General features: G+C 72.1%; 14 protein-coding genes and 2 pseudogenes. 10 read left to right on the forward strand and 6 right to left on the reverse strand.

What is annotated here, in order from left to right; translation table 11 throughout:
• Positions 1–160: 160 nt before the first annotated feature.
• Both ACH4NX_RS16165 and ACH4NX_RS16170 read left to right on the forward strand, forming a co-directional pair.
• Positions 161–1,546 (forward strand): transcriptional regulator, encoded by a 1,386-nt coding sequence (locus ACH4NX_RS16165; protein ID WP_351389206.1) that lies wholly within the window; start codon positions 161–163, stop codon positions 1,544–1,546.
• Positions 1,547–1,747: 201 nt separating this feature from the next.
• Positions 1,748–3,586 carry a hypothetical protein gene (locus ACH4NX_RS16170; RefSeq protein ID WP_398127564.1) on the forward strand — a complete coding sequence of 613 codons (1,839 nt, stop codon included), beginning with the start codon at positions 1,748–1,750 and terminating at the stop codon, positions 3,584–3,586.
• Between the two features lie 57 nt (positions 3,587–3,643).
• On the opposite strand, the gene ACH4NX_RS16175 is transcribed toward ACH4NX_RS16170, so the two are convergent.
• Positions 3,644–4,966 carry an ABC transporter substrate-binding protein gene (locus ACH4NX_RS16175; RefSeq protein WP_398127565.1) on the reverse strand — a complete coding sequence of 441 codons (1,323 nt, stop codon included), beginning with the start codon at positions 4,964–4,966 and terminating at the stop codon, positions 3,644–3,646.
• 117 nt (positions 4,967–5,083) lie between these two features.
• Here ACH4NX_RS16175 and ACH4NX_RS16180 point away from each other — a divergent pair, with 117 nt between their 5' ends.
• Both ACH4NX_RS16180 and purU read left to right on the forward strand, forming a co-directional pair.
• A complete protein-coding gene (locus tag ACH4NX_RS16180; protein WP_351389199.1) occupies positions 5,084–5,584 on the forward strand; it encodes a hypothetical protein in 501 nt (166 codons plus the stop codon).
• A gap of 46 nt (positions 5,585–5,630) precedes the next feature.
• The gene (gene purU / locus ACH4NX_RS16185) at positions 5,631–6,524 is read left to right on the forward strand and encodes a formyltetrahydrofolate deformylase (RefSeq protein WP_351389196.1); all 894 of its coding nucleotides are present in this window, start codon (positions 5,631–5,633) and stop codon (positions 6,522–6,524) included.
• Positions 6,525–6,608: 84 nt separating this feature from the next.
• Here the strand turns inward: purU and ACH4NX_RS16190 are convergent.
• Together ACH4NX_RS16190 and ACH4NX_RS16195 are read right to left on the reverse strand one after the other, a co-directional pair.
• A pseudogene (locus tag ACH4NX_RS16190) lies at positions 6,609–7,793 on the reverse strand (zf-HC2 domain-containing protein); the annotation flags it as partial.
• A 437-nt stretch (positions 7,794–8,230) separates the two neighbouring features.
• On the reverse strand, positions 8,231–8,821 hold the full coding sequence (locus ACH4NX_RS16195) for a sigma-70 family RNA polymerase sigma factor (RefSeq protein ID WP_351389193.1): 591 nt from the start codon (positions 8,819–8,821) through the stop codon (positions 8,231–8,233).
• Positions 8,822–9,211: 390 nt separating this feature from the next.
• Here ACH4NX_RS16195 and ACH4NX_RS16200 point away from each other — a divergent pair, with 390 nt between their 5' ends.
• The 3 genes from ACH4NX_RS16200 (at position 9,212) to ACH4NX_RS16210 (ending at position 11,269) form a co-directional block, all read left to right on the forward strand.
• Entirely contained in the window at positions 9,212–9,592 is a 381-nt protein-coding gene (locus ACH4NX_RS16200) for an STAS domain-containing protein (protein WP_345590818.1), read from the forward strand.
• Positions 9,593–9,722: 130 nt separating this feature from the next.
• Positions 9,723–10,235: an EF-hand domain-containing protein gene (locus ACH4NX_RS16205; RefSeq protein ID WP_351389191.1), complete on the forward strand. Its 513-nt coding sequence runs from the start codon at positions 9,723–9,725 to the stop codon at positions 10,233–10,235.
• A 557-nt stretch (positions 10,236–10,792) separates the two neighbouring features.
• Complete coding sequence (locus ACH4NX_RS16210; RefSeq protein WP_351389404.1) at positions 10,793–11,269, forward strand: ATP-binding protein; 477 nt, start codon at positions 10,793–10,795, stop codon at positions 11,267–11,269.
• A gap of 372 nt (positions 11,270–11,641) precedes the next feature.
• Here ACH4NX_RS16210 and ACH4NX_RS16215 read toward each other — a convergent pair whose 3' ends face one another.
• On the reverse strand, positions 11,642–12,715 hold the full coding sequence (locus tag ACH4NX_RS16215) for a GlxA family transcriptional regulator (RefSeq protein ID WP_398127566.1): 1,074 nt from the start codon (positions 12,713–12,715) through the stop codon (positions 11,642–11,644).
• A gap of 71 nt (positions 12,716–12,786) precedes the next feature.
• On the opposite strand from ACH4NX_RS16215, the pseudogene ACH4NX_RS16220 reads away from it, so the two are divergent.
• Positions 12,787–12,996: pseudogene (locus ACH4NX_RS16220) on the forward strand (MFS transporter); the annotation flags it as partial.
• 119 nt (positions 12,997–13,115) lie between these two features.
• Here the strand turns inward: ACH4NX_RS16220 and ACH4NX_RS16225 are convergent.
• Positions 13,116–13,889, reverse strand: coding sequence for an XRE family transcriptional regulator (locus tag ACH4NX_RS16225; protein ID WP_351389187.1), 774 nt, complete (start codon positions 13,887–13,889; stop codon positions 13,116–13,118).
• 321 nt (positions 13,890–14,210) lie between these two features.
• Between ACH4NX_RS16225 and ACH4NX_RS16230 the strand changes: the two genes are divergently transcribed.
• Positions 14,211–14,711 (forward strand): hypothetical protein, encoded by a 501-nt coding sequence (locus ACH4NX_RS16230; protein ID WP_351389186.1) that lies wholly within the window; start codon positions 14,211–14,213, stop codon positions 14,709–14,711.
• A gap of 228 nt (positions 14,712–14,939) precedes the next feature.
• Positions 14,940–15,416 (forward strand): methyltransferase domain-containing protein, encoded by a 477-nt coding sequence (locus tag ACH4NX_RS16235; protein WP_351389183.1) that lies wholly within the window; start codon positions 14,940–14,942, stop codon positions 15,414–15,416.
• 21 nt (positions 15,417–15,437) lie between these two features.
• On the opposite strand, the gene ACH4NX_RS16240 is transcribed toward ACH4NX_RS16235, so the two are convergent.
• On the reverse strand, positions 15,438–16,145 hold the full coding sequence (locus ACH4NX_RS16240) for a recombinase family protein (RefSeq protein ID WP_351389180.1): 708 nt from the start codon (positions 16,143–16,145) through the stop codon (positions 15,438–15,440).
• Positions 16,146–16,334 lie beyond the last annotated feature (189 nt).

Consider the following 16,334-nt stretch of genomic DNA (forward strand, 5'->3'; position numbering starts at 1 on the left):
CACTCCGGCAATCCTCACAAGCGTCACAAGTTTCGTAAGTCTGGCAAGTCTCGTAAGTCTCGCATTGTCGGCACATCGACGGGGCATTGATCTGCACGGCCGGACCTTCTCGTCCGCCGGGACCGCATCGAACCGCACGAGACCGCATGGGGGTTACGCCATGGCCGCAAGGCCTCTCGTCGCGCGGCAGCCGAACGAACGACTGCAGGCGCTCATTCAGGAAGCGGGCTGCTCGAACGCGGGCCTCGCCCGCCGGGTCAACATGTGCGGGGTCGAGCACGGTCTCGACCTTCGGTACGACAAGACGTCAGTGGCCCGCTGGCTGCGCGGACAGCAACCGCGCGGCCGGGCACCGGCGATCATCGCGGAGGCGCTGGGACGCAAGCTCGGCCGCACGGTCACGATCGACGAGATCGGCATGTCCAACGGCAAGAACCTCGCGTCGGGCGTCGGCCTCCAGTTCTCGCCGACGGTACTGGGAGCCATCGAGCAGGTCTGCGAGCTGTGGCGCAGCGACGTGGGGCGCCGGGACTTCCTGTCCGGCTCCTCCGTCGCCGCGTCCGCGCTCGTCGAACCGAGCCGCGACTGGCTGATTTCCGCCCCCGACTCGCAGGTGTCGCGCTCGGCCGGGCCGCGGGTGGGCCGCTCCGACGTGGCGGCGGTGCGGGCGATGACGCAGGCGCTGGTCGACCTCGACCACCAGTACGGCAGCGGCCATGTGCGCCCGGTGGTCGTGCACTACCTGAACAGCGTCGTCTCCGGCCTGCTCGCGGGTTCCTACCGGGAGGCGGTCGGCCGGGAGTTGTTCGCCACGGTCGCCCGGCTGACCGAACTCGCCGGATACATGGCCGTAGACACCGGTCAACCGGGTCTGGCCCAGCGGTACTACATCCAGTCGCTCCGGCTCGCGCAGGCGGCCGGGGACCGCGGCTACGGCGGCTACGTCCTCGCCGCGTCCATGAGCCATCTGGCCGCGCAGCTCGGAAACCCGCGCGAGATCGCGCAGTTGGCGCGCGCGGCGCAGGAGGGCGCGCGCGGACGGGTGACGCCGCGCGCGGAGGCGATGTTCCACGCGGCCGAGGCCCGCGGCCACGCGCTGCTCGGGGACGTACGGGCGGCCCACACGGCGGCCGGGCGGGCGGTCGGCGCGATGGAGACGGCCGATCCGGCCGCCGGGGACGACCCGGTGTGGATCGCGCACTTCGACGAGGCCTACCTCGCGGACGAGTTGGCGCACTGCCACCGGGACCTCGGACAGGCCGACGCGGCGGCGCGGTACGCGCGGCAGTCCCTGGACGGGCATCCGGAGTCGCGGGCGCGCAGGCGGGCCATCGGCCATGTGCTGCTGGCCACCGCGCAGGTGCAGCAGCGGGAGGTCGAACAGGCCTGCAACACGGCGACGAAGGCCGTGGAGCTCCTCGAGACGCTGCGCTCGAACCGGGGCGCCGAGTACCTGGAGGACTTCCAGGCGAGGCTGGAACCGTACGGGCAGGAGGCGGTGGTGAGGGAGTTCGGGGCCCGGCTCGACCTGCAGGCCGCCGCGTGAACGAACGGGCCGCGGGCGCCCGAACGCGCGTCAGGCTCCGGCGTGGTGTGCGGAAAGGGACATGAACAGCGTGGCGCGGCCCGGTTTTGTTACTGCTGTCACAGGGAAGGAGTTGACGTCCGGTGCTGCGTGGCAGTGGGCTCCGGGGACCCGGTAGCGTGAGCCGACGATTCCGAAGGTCCCCCATTCGTAGGAGTCCCGGTGACGCAGAGTGGACAGGGCGAGGAGCCCTCGGCGCGGCAAGCGCACGAAGGCATCGTGCTGCCCTCGGACGGTGGCGAACCCTTGCTTCCGGGTCCGCCAGGCGGATCCGCCGGCCCGGGGCCCGGCCGGCCCGTGCCCGCCTCGGCGCCGCCCGGCGGGCAGGCCTGGGACCAGCCGTGGGGCCCCGGACAGCAGCAGAGCCCGTCCCCGGACCAGGGGTGGAACACGCCGCCCGGCGCCCAGCCCTGGGGCTCCCCGGAGGCCGGCCGGCCGCCCGCCGCGCCCGCTCAGCAGGCCTGGCCCGCGCAGAGCGGCCCGGACCGGACACCCGGAGCCCTGCCGCCGCAGGCCGGCCCGGGACCCCTGCCGCCGGAGGGCGCGCAGGCCCCGGCGTACGGCGCACCCGGGGGCGGCCAGACCTACGGTGAGCAGGCCGGCGGCCAGACGTACGGTGAGCAGGCCGGCGGCCAGACGTACGGTGCGCAGGCCGGCGGCCAGACGTACGGGTCGCAGGCGTCGTACGGGCAGCAGGGCGATTACGGGCAGCAGGGCGCGCACGGCCCGTACGGGCGGCACGGTCAGGTGTCCGGGCCCCAGCGGCCCGCACCCCAGCAGCCTGCCCCTCAGTCCGCGCCCCAGCAGTCCGCGCCTCTGCCGTCGGCTGGTCTGCCGCCCGTAGGCGAGGGCGCCACCCAGTACCTGCCGCCGGTCGGGATACCCGCGGACGAGGGCGTGACGCAGTACATACCTCCCGTGAGTCCGGGCGCGCTGCCTCCGGAGCGACCCGCCCAGACGCACGCCGAGTCGACCCAATTCCTCGGCCGGGCCCCGCAGTACCCCGCCCAGCCCGGGTCCGGTCACCAGCCCGCCCCCGCGGCTCCCGCCGCCCCCGACCCCGACGCCGAGGCCACGCAGTTCATCGCGCCCGTGCCCGGCGGCCCCGCCCCGGTCGCGTACGGCGCCGCGCCCGGCGGTGAGGAGGGGCGGCAGCCGCCCGCCGAGTTCGACAGCCTCTTCCGCGGCGCGCCGGGCGCGGACGGCCCGGCCTCGGCCACCCAGCAGATGCCCCGCTTCGACGAGCCGCAGCCCCCGCGCCCCGGCGATCCGTCCCCGTACGCCCCGCAGGGCCCCGGTGGCGGTGGCCGACGGCGCGGGCACGACAGCGGCGGCGGCCGGGGTGGCCGCGGTGGTGGCCGGACCGGTTCGCGTCTGCCGCTTCTCGCGGCCGTGGGTGTCGGCATCGCCGTCGTCGGTGTCGGCGCGGGCGCGATGATGGCCGGCGGCGGCGAGGAGGACAAGGCCGGCAACCAGACCGTGTCCGCCACGACTCAGGCCTCCGAGCCCGCGTCGGCCTCGCCCTCACCCTCGCCCTCCGTGGACCCGGTCCGGCAGCAGGCCGTGGAGCTGGACAAGCTGCTGGCCCACAGCGGCACCGGCCGGACCACGGTGATCAACGCCGTGGCCGACGTGAAGTCCTGCAAGAAGCTGCCGGAGGCGGCCAAGGACCTGCGCGAGGCCGCCAAGCAGCGCACCGGGCTGGTCACCAGCCTCTCCCAGCTGTCGGTGGACAAGCTGCCCCAGCACACCGAGCTGACCGCCGCCCTCACCAAGGCGTGGCAGGCCTCGGCGTCGGCCGACAACCACTACGCGGCCTGGGCCGACCAGACGGCCGGCAAGAAGGGTTGCAAGAAGGGCAAGGCCCGCACCACCGGCGAGACCCAGGCCGGCAACAAGGCGAGCGGCACGGCCAGCAAGGAGAAGGCCGTGGCCGCCAAGCTCTGGAACGTCATCGCCAAGCAGTACGGACTCACGGAACGCCAGCCGACCCAGCTGTGACCCGGCCGGGCGGGCCGCCTCCTGCCGGCGGGCGGCGCCCGCCGGGCCGGGGGGCGCTCAGGTCAGGTCGGTGTTCCGCAGGGTGCGCGTGGTGTCCAGGGCGTCGGCGCCCTCGCGGGCCGAGACCAGGCGGCCCTGTCGTACGACCTGGAGGGTGACCTCGGTGTTGACCAGGCGCGGGAAGCCGACCGAGGCCAGTTTGCCCTGGAACTTCCACTGGAGCGGCGGCGTGAGCCCGCCCGTGCCGACCGTCAGTCCGTCGTCGAGGGCGCGGGTGACGGTGTGGGCGCTGACCTCGCCGTCGCCGAGCGCCTCGACGACCTCCTTGAGAACGGTGTAGGCGATCCAGGTGGTCTGCACCCCGGCGTCCGCCGCGTCGACGCTGTTGTCGCCGAACGCCTCCTCCTTGATCACCTTCTTCATCCCGTTCCAGGCCGGGTCGTTCGCCGCCGGGTACCAGCCGGTGACGTACGCGCCCTCGTAGGGCCCGGACGCACCGCCGGTCGCGTTGATCGTGGTCTGGTCGACGCTGCCGAGCACCGTCGCGGTCCGGACGTCGGGATAGTCCGCGCGGGCGCGCCGGAAGGAGTCCATGAAGGTGCCGGTGCGGTCCCCGAGGACGGGCACCACGCACCCCGGCGCCGCCGGGTCGGTGGTCGTCCGCTCCAGTGCCCGCCCGGACTGGCCGTCGTACTCGGTGGCGTCCTCCGCCGCGCGCTGGTCGTGGGCCCGCTCGTGCCCGCCCGAGGTCAGTCCCGAGTCGAGCAGCACGGGCAGCTGGTCACCCGCGATGGTGTCGGGGCGGATCAGTGTGACGGGCCCGCAGGAGTCGGCGAGGGTGCTGCCGAGGCCGGCCAGCAGCGCGGGCTGACCGCCGTTCACCGGGTAGGACAGCGGGCTGGTGAACTCCGTGTTGGTGATGCCGTAGCCGCCGATGTACGGGATGCCGGCGCCCTCCAGTACGGGGAGGAAGGAGTCGGCGTGCTGGCTGTAGGAGCCGACGACGGCGACCACGTCCTCCTTGACGGCGCGGCGGGCGCACTTCGCGGCGGCCACGCTGTCGTTGTGGTCGTTGCAGGTCAGGACGTTGAGCTCGCGGCCGCCCAATCCGCCCTGGGCGTTGATCCAGCGGGCGTAGGCCTGCGCGAAGGCGGGCATGCCGGGTTTGTTGGTCGCGCCCGTGTCCTGCGGCGCCCAGGTCATGACGGTGACCGGGTCGTCCCCGGAGCCCCCCGTGGTCCCGGGGACGACCCCGCAGCCGGCGGCGAGTGACGCGCACGCCACCAGCGCGCCCGCCGACAGCGCGCCGGTGCGGATGGCCCGTGAGCGGCCGCGGAGGCCGCGGAGGAAGCTGCTGCGGGTGGGTCGCCTGCCGGTCATGTACCCGCACGATTCCGTCACACGGCTAACCTGGCAGTGACCTGCGGTCAACGCGTGGTGACACGGAGGTGAATTGCGGGGGCCGGTGAGACGCGGGTTGAGGGGAACGTACGATCGATGACCGTGCAGGATTCGGAGAACTCTTCTCGTCGTGGCCGTCGCTCCTCCACCATGGGCGGTATGCCACTCAACGACATGCCGTGGTGGCGCTGGCGCAGTCAGGTGCGCTCCGCGCTGCACATGCTCTCCGCTCCCGCCTTCCAACGGGACGTCTGGCTGGCCGGCGTGGACGGCTACGGCGACGTGACCGACGCGGTCTACCGGCTGGTGGAGGACACCTGGCTGGACCACTGGTCCGCCGAGAAGTACGTGGGCACGGTCTTCCGCGACGCGCAGGAGGCGGCGCTCGTCGACAGCGCCGTGCTGCGCGTACTGCGGATCATGCACCAGGTGGGGCCGGACGCGCCGGTGCACGCGTACCTGAACCACCCGGACTGGCCGGAGGCGGTCCAGGCGGCGCGGGAGGCGCACCTGCGGCTGGCCACCGGTGACGGCGACGACCCGGAGGGGGAGCCGCGCTCGCTCGAGGTGCTGCGGCTCCTGACCCGGTCCGCCTGACGGGACGCCCGCCGGGGGCGGGCCCGGATATGGGACCCTGTCCTGCATGAACGAGCAGTCCTCCGCGGCCGTCCCCCGGGCCGCCGCCCCGGCCGACCAGTACGTCCTCACCCTGTCCTGCCCCGACAAGCAGGGCATCGTGCACGCCGTGTCGAGCTACCTGTTCATGACCGGCTGCAACATCGAGGACAGCCAGCAGTTCGGCGACCACGACACGGGACTGTTCTTCATGCGCGTCCACTTCTCGGGCGACGCTCCGGTGACGGTGGACAAGCTGCGGGCCAGCTTCGCCGCGATCGGTGACGCCTTCCACATGGACTGGCAGATCAACCGGGCCGACGAGAAGATGCGCATCGTGCTCATGGTGAGCAAGTTCGGGCACTGCCTGAACGACCTGCTCTTCCGGGCCCGGATCGGCGCGCTGCCGGTGGAGATCGCGGCCGTGGTGTCCAACCACACGGACTTCGCCGAGCTGGTGGGGTCGTACGGCATCCCGTTCCACCACATCCCGGTGACGAGGGACACCAAGGCCCAGGCCGAGGCACGGGTCCTGGAGGTCGTGCGCGAGGAGGACGTCGAACTCGTCGTGCTGGCCCGCTACATGCAGGTCCTCTCGGACGACCTGTGCAAGCAGCTCAGCGGCCGGATCATCAACATCCACCACTCCTTCCTGCCGAGCTTCAAGGGCGCGAAGCCGTACCACCAGGCGCACGCGCGGGGTGTGAAGCTGATCGGCGCGACCGCCCACTACGTGACGGCCGACCTCGACGAGGGGCCGATCATCGAGCAGGAGGTCGAGCGGGTCGGCCACGACGTCACCCCGGACCAGCTGGTCGCCGTGGGGCGGGACGTGGAGTGCCAGGCGCTGGCGCGGGCCGTGAAGTGGCACGCCGAGCGGAGGATCCTGCTGAACGGGCGGCGGACGGTCGTCTTCGCCTAGGCGCCCGGGGCTTTCGGTCCCTGGTCCGGTGCACGGGCGGCGGCCGGGGGCCGGCCGTCCGCGAACCCGCGACCGCCCCTCCACCTACATCCGGCTCAGGCTCGCCGCCGCGAACAGCACGTCCCGGATCGCCTCCCGGTCACCCGTCTGACCGGCCGCCGCCTCCGCCGGAGGCACGTGCCCCGCGGCCAGCCGGCAGAACTCCACGCCGTCCAGGGCGACATGGGCCACCTCGTGCTCCGCGGAGCCCACCGCGCCCGGGGAGTCGAGCGGGATGAGCCACTCGCCGCCGCCCGAACCCTCGATCTCCAGCCGCAGGCTGCGCCCCGGCTCGCCCGCCGTGACCAGGTGCGGGCGGGTGCCGGGCGCGGCCAGCCCGGCCCGGCGGCGGGCCGCCAGGACGCCCGGCAGCATCCGGGCGGCGAGGTCGATCATGCTGTTCAGATGGCGCGCGGAGGGCGGCTTGTACGGGTAGTCCACCGCGTCGGCGATGTCCTCCGCGTGCACCCAGCACTCGAACGCCCGGTCCAGCATCGCGTCGTGCAGCGGCAGCTCGAAGTCGCCGTAGGAGACCGGCATCCGGCCCGCGTCGCCGGTGAACGACACGGTCCGGACGATGCCGTGGCTCTGCTCGCGCCAGGGCGCCCGCACCGCGCGGGTGGGCGGGTAGTGCGAGGCCCGCCAGTACGCCTCGGTACGGCTGGCGGGCGCCGGGGCGGGTGCGGTGATGTCGCCCAGCGGGTCGGCGAGGCCCAGAGTGACCGCGACGAGTCCGTCGACCGTCAGCAGGTGCGCGATGACGCCGGCGACGGTCGTACGGCGGCTGGCGGCGTCGTCGGCCTCGAACCAGCGCAGCCGGACCGGCGCGTGCCACTCGGCGTCGCCGATGTCCTGGAGCAGCGCGTCCAGCCGCGCGGCCTCGGCGTCGTACGGCCTGGCCCACTCGGGTACCGGGATGCGCGGTGGGCGCCGCTCCAGGCAGCCGTCCAGGACGCGGGTGCGCAGGGCGGGGTCCAGGTCGAGGCTCTCGGGTCGCTGGAGCAGCCCGACGGCCTCGCGCAGCCGCAGCGCCTCGTCGGCGCAGGCGTCGCACTCGCCGAGGTGCTCCTCGACGGCCGCGGCCTCCTGGGCCGAGCAGGCGGCCAGCGCCCAGGCCCCGAGCAGCGACGTCAGCACCTGGTGCTCCCACGCGAGAGGCCCGCCCGGCACCAGGCCGGGCAGGGCCCGCCCGCGGTCCTCGACGGACGCGCGGGGGAGCGGTATACGCGGCGCGCGCCTGGGTCCGTCGGGTCCGCCGGGTCCGCCGGGCCTGCCAGGACCACTGGGCCCGCCGGGGGACGCGGGTCCATCGGCTTTGCCGGGCCCGTCGGCTCCGTCGGGTCCAGCGGCTCCGTCGGGTCCAGAGGGCCTGCCAGGTCCACTGGGCCCGCCGGGGGACGCGGGTCCATCGGCTTTGCCTGGCCCGACGGGCCCGACGGCTCCGTCGGGTCCAGCGGCTCCGCCGGGCCTGTCGACTCCGCCGACTGCGCCGGGTCCGTCGACTCCACCGGGCCCGCCGGAGGGCGTGGGCCCCTCGGCTCCGCCGGACCTTGCCGCCCCGGCGGGCCCACCGGCCTCACCGGTCTCACCGACGGGGCCGGTGAGCCCGGCGGGGCCGGGGGAATGCCCCGGGCCCCGCGGGCCCTCGTCCTCCTCGTGGGTTCCCTTCATGCCGCGCCCCCGTATCCCGACGGAGCCCCGGGTGTGTCCGGGGAGGTGGCGTCGCGGGCGGTGGACAGGAGCTGGAGGCCCAGGCGGAGGCGGCGGCGGGCCTCGTCCTCCGTGACGCCGAGGTCGGCGGCGGTCTGGCGGTAGTCGCGGCGCTGGAAGTAGGCCAGCTCCAGGGCGGCGCGCAGCGGGGCCGGCATGGACTGGACGATGTAGTCGGCGCGGGCGGCGACCGAGGCGTGGCGCACCTTGCTCTCCAGCTCCTCGGTGGTGCCGGGACCGCCGCGGGCGAGGGCGGCCGTCTCCGTGGCGCGCAGCCGCTGCACGGCCAGGCGGTGGGTCAGCGTGGCCACCCACGTACGCAGCGGGCCCTGCCGGGGATCGTAGGCGTCCGGGTGCTCCCAGACGTGCGCGAAGACGTCGCGGGTGATCCGGTCGGCGGCCCGCTCGTCATCGAGCACGCGGTGCGCGAGGCCGTGCACGAGCGAGGCGAACCGGTCGTAGAGCTCCCCCAGGGCGGCGGCCTCGCCCCGCGCGAGCCGCTGCTGCATCTTGCGGTCCCAGCGCAGTGGTACTTCTCTCTTCGTCATACGGCGCTTCACCCCCTGTCCGGTGCTCTGATCGTTTCCTGATCATTCCGTGGTCGTGCCGCGTCCGAGCCGGTCCCCAGCGTGCGGCCACCGTGTCCCCGAATGTAGTCGGCACGTCCGACAGCGCACGCCCCTTTGTGCCAATGCGCGCCCCTGAGAGCCCGTAGGTGGTAAACGCCCCTGATCCGCCTCCCCTACCCTCTACCGTGCGACCGGATTCGATTGTTTTTGATCGAACAGGATCGAAACCGTCTGAAACAAGCCTCTTCTGACCGAACCCCGTTTCCGGCCGGGTGTTTGCGGGAACGGCCGGTGGGCAGGCGCGCGCCCAAGAAGCGTAAGCATGGCTTCCGTTTCGGGTGATTCCGGACGTACCGACGAATGAAAGGCGTGGTGGTGGCGTTCAACGTGACCGGCGGCGAGCAGGGCCAGTGGGCCGTGCTCCAGGTGTCGGGCGAACTGGACCTGGTGACGTCACCGGTGCTGCGGCAGCGCGTGCACGACGAGGTGGCCGAGGGGCGGCACAGTCTTGTTCTGGATCTCTCCGAGGTCCTTTTCTGCGACTCCAGCGGGGTCGGCGTGCTCATCGCCTCCCGGCGGCTCATCCGCTCCTGCCAGGGCCGGCTGCGGCTGATACTGCCGGCCCAGGGCGCCGTCGACGGCTCCCACGTCAACCGCGTCCTCGGCGCGCTCGGCGTGCGCCGGCTCTTCGACGTCCACCCCGATCTGGCCTCGGCGACCGGCGACGAGCCGCGGCCCCTCTCCGCGTAGGCCTGTGCCCGCGCGGGCCCTCTCCGTGCGGGTCCTCTCCGCGTGGATCCCGCCCGGGGCCGCGTCCCACGTCGTACGCTCCGAGCGAGACGCAGACCACCACACCGACGTGAGGCGGCCGGAGAAAACAATGGTCAACAGCGAGTACGAGCGCAGGATCGCCGCGCGGTTCGCCACCTTCGACCAGGACGGCAACGGCTACATCGACCGCGCGGACTTCAGCGGAGCGGCCAAGGCGCTGCTCGCCGAGTTCGGCACCACCGCCCGTTCCGAGAAGGGGCAGGCCCTGTACGGCGGCGCGGAGGCGCTCTGGCAGGGCATGGCGGGCATCGCCGACCGGGACGGCGACCAGCGCATCACCCGTGCGGAGTTCGTCACGGCGGCGGTCAAGCGGCTGCGCGACAACCCGGACCGGTTCGCCGAGATCGCCCGCCCCTTCCTGCACGCGGCCCTGGACGTCGCCGACACCGACGGCGACGGCGCCGCCACCGTCGAGGACGCCGCGCGCGTGCTCACCGCGCTCGGCGTGCCCGGTGACGCCGCCAGGTCGGTCGCCGCCGCGCTCGACGCGGACGGCGACGGCAGGGTCGGGGAGGCGGAGATCGTCCCCGCCTTCGCGCGCTACTTCACCGTGCCCGAGTAGCGGGCCCGGGTACGGAGGCCGGGCACGGGGGCCGGGCGGTCGCCGCCGGCCTCCCGGACGGATACGGCCGCCGCCGGCCCCCCGGACGGATGTCGCGGATCGTGGCAGAGCGGTGTGACGGAGCGTTGATATCGGCTTGTGTCCGGGGCGTGACTCGTCACGCCCCGGAGTCGGTGCCACACTCCGGTACCTTGTGTGGGATGCGAGTGGTCCTGAGCGCCGGCCGGGCCGGAGTTGCCCCTGGGGCGGTTCCGGGACCGGCGGTGTGCGCCTTGCCCCGCAGGGCGGAACGGCCGTCGGCCACCGCCTGTTCGACGGCCCGGAAAGGGCGTCGCACAGTATGCCGCACAGGTACTCCTTCGCGCTGGAATATGCCCGAAGCGCTTGTTGGCGTGACTGTACGTCAACCATGCTGTGCCACGAGGGATTCACGTTCCGTGATCCCTGACCCGGCCGTTGTTCTGGCCATGCAGAGAATGGCTACGATCGTGGCCCTCATGAGGCGCGAGCCTTTGTGTCCGCCGGTTCGGATGGTGTGAGCGGTGCAGGTGCTTCAAGTGCAACTGGAGGTCCGGCCCGACCCCTCGGAAGTGGGGCGTGCGAGGCGGTGGGCGCGCTCACGGCTCGCCGGGGCGGGTATACGGGCCGACGAACCACTCGCCGAGACGCTGGTCCTGCTCGTCTCGGAACTCGTCACCAACGCCGTGGTGCACACCGGCCGTTCGGCCGTGCTGCGGCTGGTACTGCCGGGAACGGTGGCCGAGGAGACCGAGGAAGCCACCGTCCGCCTCGAGGTGGACGACACCAGCGACCGGGCTCCGGTGCCCCGCTGCGTGAACGGCGAGGCCACGGGCGGCCGGGGCCTCGCCCTGGTCGACGGCCTCGCCGACCGCTGGGGCTGGAGCCGGGAAGGCACCGGCAAGCGCATCTGGTGCGAACTGGACCGCTGCGGCGATCGCGAGGACGCCGCGCCGGCCTGTGGGAGCGGCGGTGGCACGGCGGCGTACGAGGGGTTCGCGTACGAAGTGGTGTAGCGGCGGCGCGGGACGCGCCGGGTGCATGAGGGCCCGCTGTCTCCCGGGTCGGTGCGGCAGTGCGCCGGGGTGTGCTTCCGTGCGCGTCCCGCGCAAAAGGGATGTACGTGATGAACTTCCCTTGTTCGGTTGACGGATCGTGACCGTTTCCTCACGCTTGTAGGCAACGATTCGCCGCGAGGGGACGACGAGGGTTCGGTGACGGGGCCTCGGCGAGTGTGGGTCGTGATTCGGCGGCGGTTCCCTCGGGGGCGACGGGAGCCGGGCGGGAGCGCCGGAGTCGGACGGTGGCGCGCGGTGCCATGCTCGGGGCGGACAGCGCCGCGCCGCCGTTCCGACGAGCCGGGGAAGCGTGCGCGCCGTAGCTTCCGCTCACTGTCCACAGGCTGTGGACAACTCCGTCCGGAAGGTCCGCCGGTATGCGGTCGGGGTGACCCCGAGCGTCGCCATCAGGTGCTGCCGCATCGACTGGGCCGTACCGAAGCCGGCGTCGCGCGCCACCTGGTCGACGGACAGGTCGGTGGACTCCAGCAGATGCCGGGCCCGTTCGACGCGCTGCCCGGTGAGCCACTGGCCCGGACTGACACCGGCCTCCTCGCGGAAGCGACGGGTGAAGGTGCGTACGGACATCGACTCCTGGGCGGCCATGTCCCGCAGCTGGATCGGCTCCTGGAGGCGGTCCAGCGCCCAGGCGCGGGCGTTGGTCGTGGACGACTGCTGCGGATCGGGCACCGGCCGCTCGATGTACTGCGCCTGCCCGCCGTCGCGGTGCGGCGGCACGACGGTGCGGCGGGCCACGTCGTTGGCGACGGCGGTGCCGTGGTCCCGGCGCACGATGTGCACGCACAGGTCGATCCCGGCCGCCACCCCGGCCGAGGTGAGCACGTCGCCGTCGTCGACGAACAGCACGTCCGGGTCGACCCGCACCTTCGGGAACAGCCGTTGGAAGTGTTCGGCGGAGGCCCAGTGCGTGGTCGCCGGCCGGCCGTCGAGGTACCCGGCGGCGGCCAGGACGTACCCGCCGGTGCAGATCGCGACGAGCCGGGTGCCGGGCCGGACGAGCGCGAGCGCGGCGGTCAGCTCCTCGGTGAGCACGCCCTCCTCGTACACCGGACCCAGCTCGTAGGAGCTCGGTACGACGACCGTGTCGGCGGTGGCCAGTGCCTCGGGGCCGTTCTCGACCAGGACCGCGAAGTCCGCGTCGGTGCCGACCGGGCCGGGCGGGCGGACCGAGCAGGTGACGACCTCGTACAGCGGACCCGGCCGTTCGTCCCGGGCGCGTCCGAAGATCCGCTGCGGGATGCCCAGTTCGAAGGGGAGCAGGCCGTCGAGGGCGAGGACGACGACGCGGTGCGGCCTTCGCGGCCGGTCCGGCGGGCGCGGAGCCGGTCGCGCCGGTCGCGCCGGTTGCGGCCGGGGTGCGTGGTGCGCGCGGTCGGACGTCATGGCCCGATCCTAGCGAACCGTGTCTTCCGGGCCACTCGATCGGACGGCCCGAGCGTCGGAAGCTCAAGGGCATGACCCAGCCCACCGGCGCCGCCGACGCCGACGCAGCAGAACCAGCAGCCGCCGCACTCCGGCCGGAGCCCGCCCGCCCGCGCCGCCGCGCCCGGGTGCACCGCGCCTGGTGGGTCGCCGCCGTCACCTTCGTGACGATCATCGGCGCCGCCGCCTTCCGGTCCCTGCCCGGCATCCTCGTCGACCCGCTCCACGAGGACTTCGCGTGGTGCTGCTTGGGGGAATTTGAAAGCGGGTCTTGTGTCCCTGCCAGTTCCCAATCGGTCGGGGCGGTTTCGGCGGCAAGACGCCCGTACGGGGCGGTCCCAAATGGGAGCGCCCCGATCCCTCACTCCGGTGTGGTCGAGTACCGCTCGATGCTCGCGCGGCCTGTCGATCGGTCGAGTAGGCGCAGCTCCCACGGGCCTGTGTTCACATCGAAGTCCTTGCCGAACCCGACCCACTTGCCCGCCATGCGTCGGCCCGTCGGCTCGATCAGTAGCTGAATCGCACCGTGGTACCGGGCGCCCTGGTAGTACCCGTCAGCCGCCGTCTGCTCGGTCCACGTACCGGTGACGACGTTCCGATCAACGGTGAGATCCAGAGACAATGGGCTGTCCGGGTTGGTCGACGCTCCGGGCAGGCTCTGAGCTGTCAGCCGGTTGCCGTGCTGCACGATCACGATGTGGTGCTTGCAGTCGAACGTCTCGTCACGGCTGGACGAGTAGAACTCGTACCGGGACAGCCAGATGCCCGCGTACTCGCTCTGCGGCTCCGGCTCCGGGCTTGTGACAGCGTCAGCCGTGCCGACTTCCTCAGCCTCCATGTCGTGGCCTCCTGCCCCGTCCGAGTGGACGCGTGCCATCGGGATCGCGAACCCCAGCGACTCAGGGGTACGGCCGGTGAACCGCTTCAGTGCCCGCGCATACAGCGGGCGGCATGTCCTGGTCTCCCCGGACTCCCAGCGTTGCACGAGTCGCTTGGAGGCGTCGTTCGGCTCCCCCAACTCCTCGCCTGCGCCGCGTAAGCCTCGGGCGAACTCGTCTTGGCTGAGGTTCATCGACTTGCGCACGGAAGTCAGCACGTCGTTGGGGATTCGCTCCCGCTCGGCCGGATTCGTCATGATCCGAGCGTAGCCACGTCACGCCTCCAATGACACCGGTTTGACGCCCTCGGGGTGACACCGACACGACGCCCGAGGGACGCCTTGAACGTCGCCGCAATAGTCATGATCGATCCGGAACATGGTCGTCATGTTCATCCGCATCAGCGCTTACACGGTGAGAGCCGACGGTACGCAGACCAAGCCACGAACCCTGTACGAGGGTGAGGGCGGGGAGCCTCTCGCTACTGGTCTCATGCCGCCGTGCCTGTGTCCCAAGTGCGCGGGTGGACGACGTAACCGGAGCACCACGGAACCCCAACTACGTGGAGGCAAGCCAGCATGAGCACGGCAGTAGTGATCCGCGACCCGAAGGCGTACGTCACCCCGGACGTGTGGGAGCGGGAGGTGGCCCTCCTCCTCCGCAACCCGGAGAGCACGCGCGAACTGGCAGAGGCCAAGTTCGGACAGGCCATCGCCTACCTGGTCACGTGCGGCGAGAACCCGGACCTTCTCATGGGCCCGTCCAAGCAGGTGGACGAAGCATGGCACTCGTTCATGCTCGACTCGATCCCGTACCACCACTTCACCAGCCGGCACTTCGGCCGGTACATCCACCACGTGCCGGAGCTTCCGGGGATGGCGGTCGGAGTCCTGTGCGTCACCGACGACGAGGTGACGCGGGACGGGCACGACTCCAAGACCGGCGGCCCGCTCGTACTGGAGCAGACGATCAAGGCCATCAAGGCGGCCGGGTTCGAGATCGACCCCGCCCTCTGGGGCATGGAAAACGCTGCCGACTGCAACCAGTGCCACGCCGGGTGCCACGACTCGCCCAAGTAGTAGTGAACGGCATGTGAGTTGGGGCCTGTCCTCGTACGTTGGGGGTGGGCCCCTCATGTCGGAAAGGATCACCGCATGTCATTGGCTGAGTCCTGGGACAGGTACGCGGTCGGGAGTAAGCCACGCAGAAGCGTGAATGCCAGGGGCGAGACGACGTGGCTGAACTGGACGCAGTACGCCGACCATGGACCGGACGGGAGCGTTCTGGGCCCCGTAGCCGGACGCCGGGTGCTGGAACTCGGCTCGGGGAGCGGTAGTAACCTCGCGCACCTCGTGATGCTTGGCGCGACAGGTCAAGGGGTGGACATCGCCCCTGCCCGCGAGACGGTCGCGCGGGCGCGCTGGGGCAGTCTGCCGGGCCTTGAGTTCCGTACGGCGGAAGCGGCGGCGTTCCTGGGCGAGACGGACGAGACATTCGATGTCGTGCTCTCGATCTTCGGTGCCGTGTGGTTCGTCGATCCGGACACCTTGCTACCGCTGATCCGCTCGCGTATGGCGCCGGGCGGCATCCTGGCCTTCTCGCACTTGCCCCCAGGCAGCCAGGGGCCCAAGCCCGCCAGAGCGGGACTGCGGCACGACCACACCCCGGACGAGTGGACGCGCATCCTGACGGGGCACGGCTTCTCTGGCGTGAGCGTGTCTCTGATCGACCCGCCAGAGGGCAAGGCTGTGGGCACGATGCTTGTCCGTGCCCTGGCGGCCTGACCGCGCGACTGTACGCCTGTCTCAGGAGACCCCGGCCTTCTGGCAGACGGAGCGAACCGTCATGGCGCTCCACTTCGCGGCTCTGCGCGGGGGCAGGCCCTCAGCGTCGAGCTGCACGCCGATGGCCCGGTAGCTCATCCCCTCCGCCCTCAGTTCGAGTATGCGGGCCTGTGCGGCCTGCTCCGTGGGGTTGGGTGCAGCGTCGCGCTCCCGCCCCTCTCCGTCCCCGTGGAAGCCGTAGGCGTACGCACCGACAGCCTTCCGTCCGGATGCCGCCTTGGCCGCCCGCCCGTCCCGGAGACGCTTGACCACCATGCGCCGATCGAGTTCGGCGAACACGCCGATGACCTGTCGCATGGCCGTGCGCATCGGGTCGTCAGGGTCGTCCTGGTGGACCTCCCCACCATCGGCGGTGAAGACCTTCCCCCCGTCGCGCCAGACCACGGCAAGCGTGGCTTCCTGCACCGTGAGCGCACGGGCCAACCGGTCGAGCCGAGGTATCAGCAACCCCTCTGCCTCGCCCTCCCTGATGAGCAGCAGAGCTTCCGACAGGCCCTGACGGTCAAGCGCTTCGGTCGCACCAGACACGCCTTTATCGCGTGATACGTGAACGATGCGGTGACCGTGGGTCTTGGCCCACGCCTTGACGGCCTTCTCCTGTACGTCCAGGCCGAAGCCGTCCGAGACCTGTCCGGCTCCGGATACGCGGATGTAGGCAACGAGGTTCATGGCTCCCCTTCCATGAGCACGTAAGTCTTTTCGTGTGTAAAAACTTACACCGCAGGTCGGATTACTGCACCGTTGATCGCACGGCCGCGCGTGCAGGTCTACGGCGGAAGGGGTGGGGTATGACCCTCTGAAGGACCTTGCTCGACCGCCGAGTCTTACCGGCCGAGATCGCGCCACGGTTTCGGGGCC

This window comes from Streptomyces sp. NPDC017225, assembly GCF_044331465.1.
GTDB lineage: Bacteria > Actinomycetota > Actinomycetes > Streptomycetales > Streptomycetaceae > Streptomyces.

Excerpts from the sequence above, each read along its gene's own strand:
- ACH4NX_RS16165 (WP_351389206.1), top strand. The coding sequence starts at position 161 with ATGGCCGCAAGGCCTCTCGTCGCGCGGCAGCCGAACGAACGACTGCAG.
- ACH4NX_RS16175 (WP_398127565.1), bottom strand. The coding sequence starts at position 4,966 with ATGACCGGCAGGCGACCCACCCGCAGCAGCTTCCTCCGCGGCCTCCGC.
- ACH4NX_RS16180 (WP_351389199.1), top strand. The coding sequence starts at position 5,084 with ATGACCGTGCAGGATTCGGAGAACTCTTCTCGTCGTGGCCGTCGCTCC.
- purU (WP_351389196.1), top strand. The coding sequence starts at position 5,631 with ATGAACGAGCAGTCCTCCGCGGCCGTCCCCCGGGCCGCCGCCCCGGCC.
- ACH4NX_RS16195 (WP_351389193.1), bottom strand. The coding sequence starts at position 8,821 with ATGACGAAGAGAGAAGTACCACTGCGCTGGGACCGCAAGATGCAGCAG.
- ACH4NX_RS16205 (WP_351389191.1), top strand. The coding sequence starts at position 9,723 with ATGGTCAACAGCGAGTACGAGCGCAGGATCGCCGCGCGGTTCGCCACC.
- ACH4NX_RS16215 (WP_398127566.1), bottom strand. The coding sequence starts at position 12,715 with ATGACGTCCGACCGCGCGCACCACGCACCCCGGCCGCAACCGGCGCGA.
- ACH4NX_RS16225 (WP_351389187.1), bottom strand. The coding sequence starts at position 13,889 with ATGACGAATCCGGCCGAGCGGGAGCGAATCCCCAACGACGTGCTGACT.
- ACH4NX_RS16230 (WP_351389186.1), top strand. The coding sequence starts at position 14,211 with ATGAGCACGGCAGTAGTGATCCGCGACCCGAAGGCGTACGTCACCCCG.
- ACH4NX_RS16240 (WP_351389180.1), bottom strand. The coding sequence starts at position 16,145 with ATGAACCTCGTTGCCTACATCCGCGTATCCGGAGCCGGACAGGTCTCG.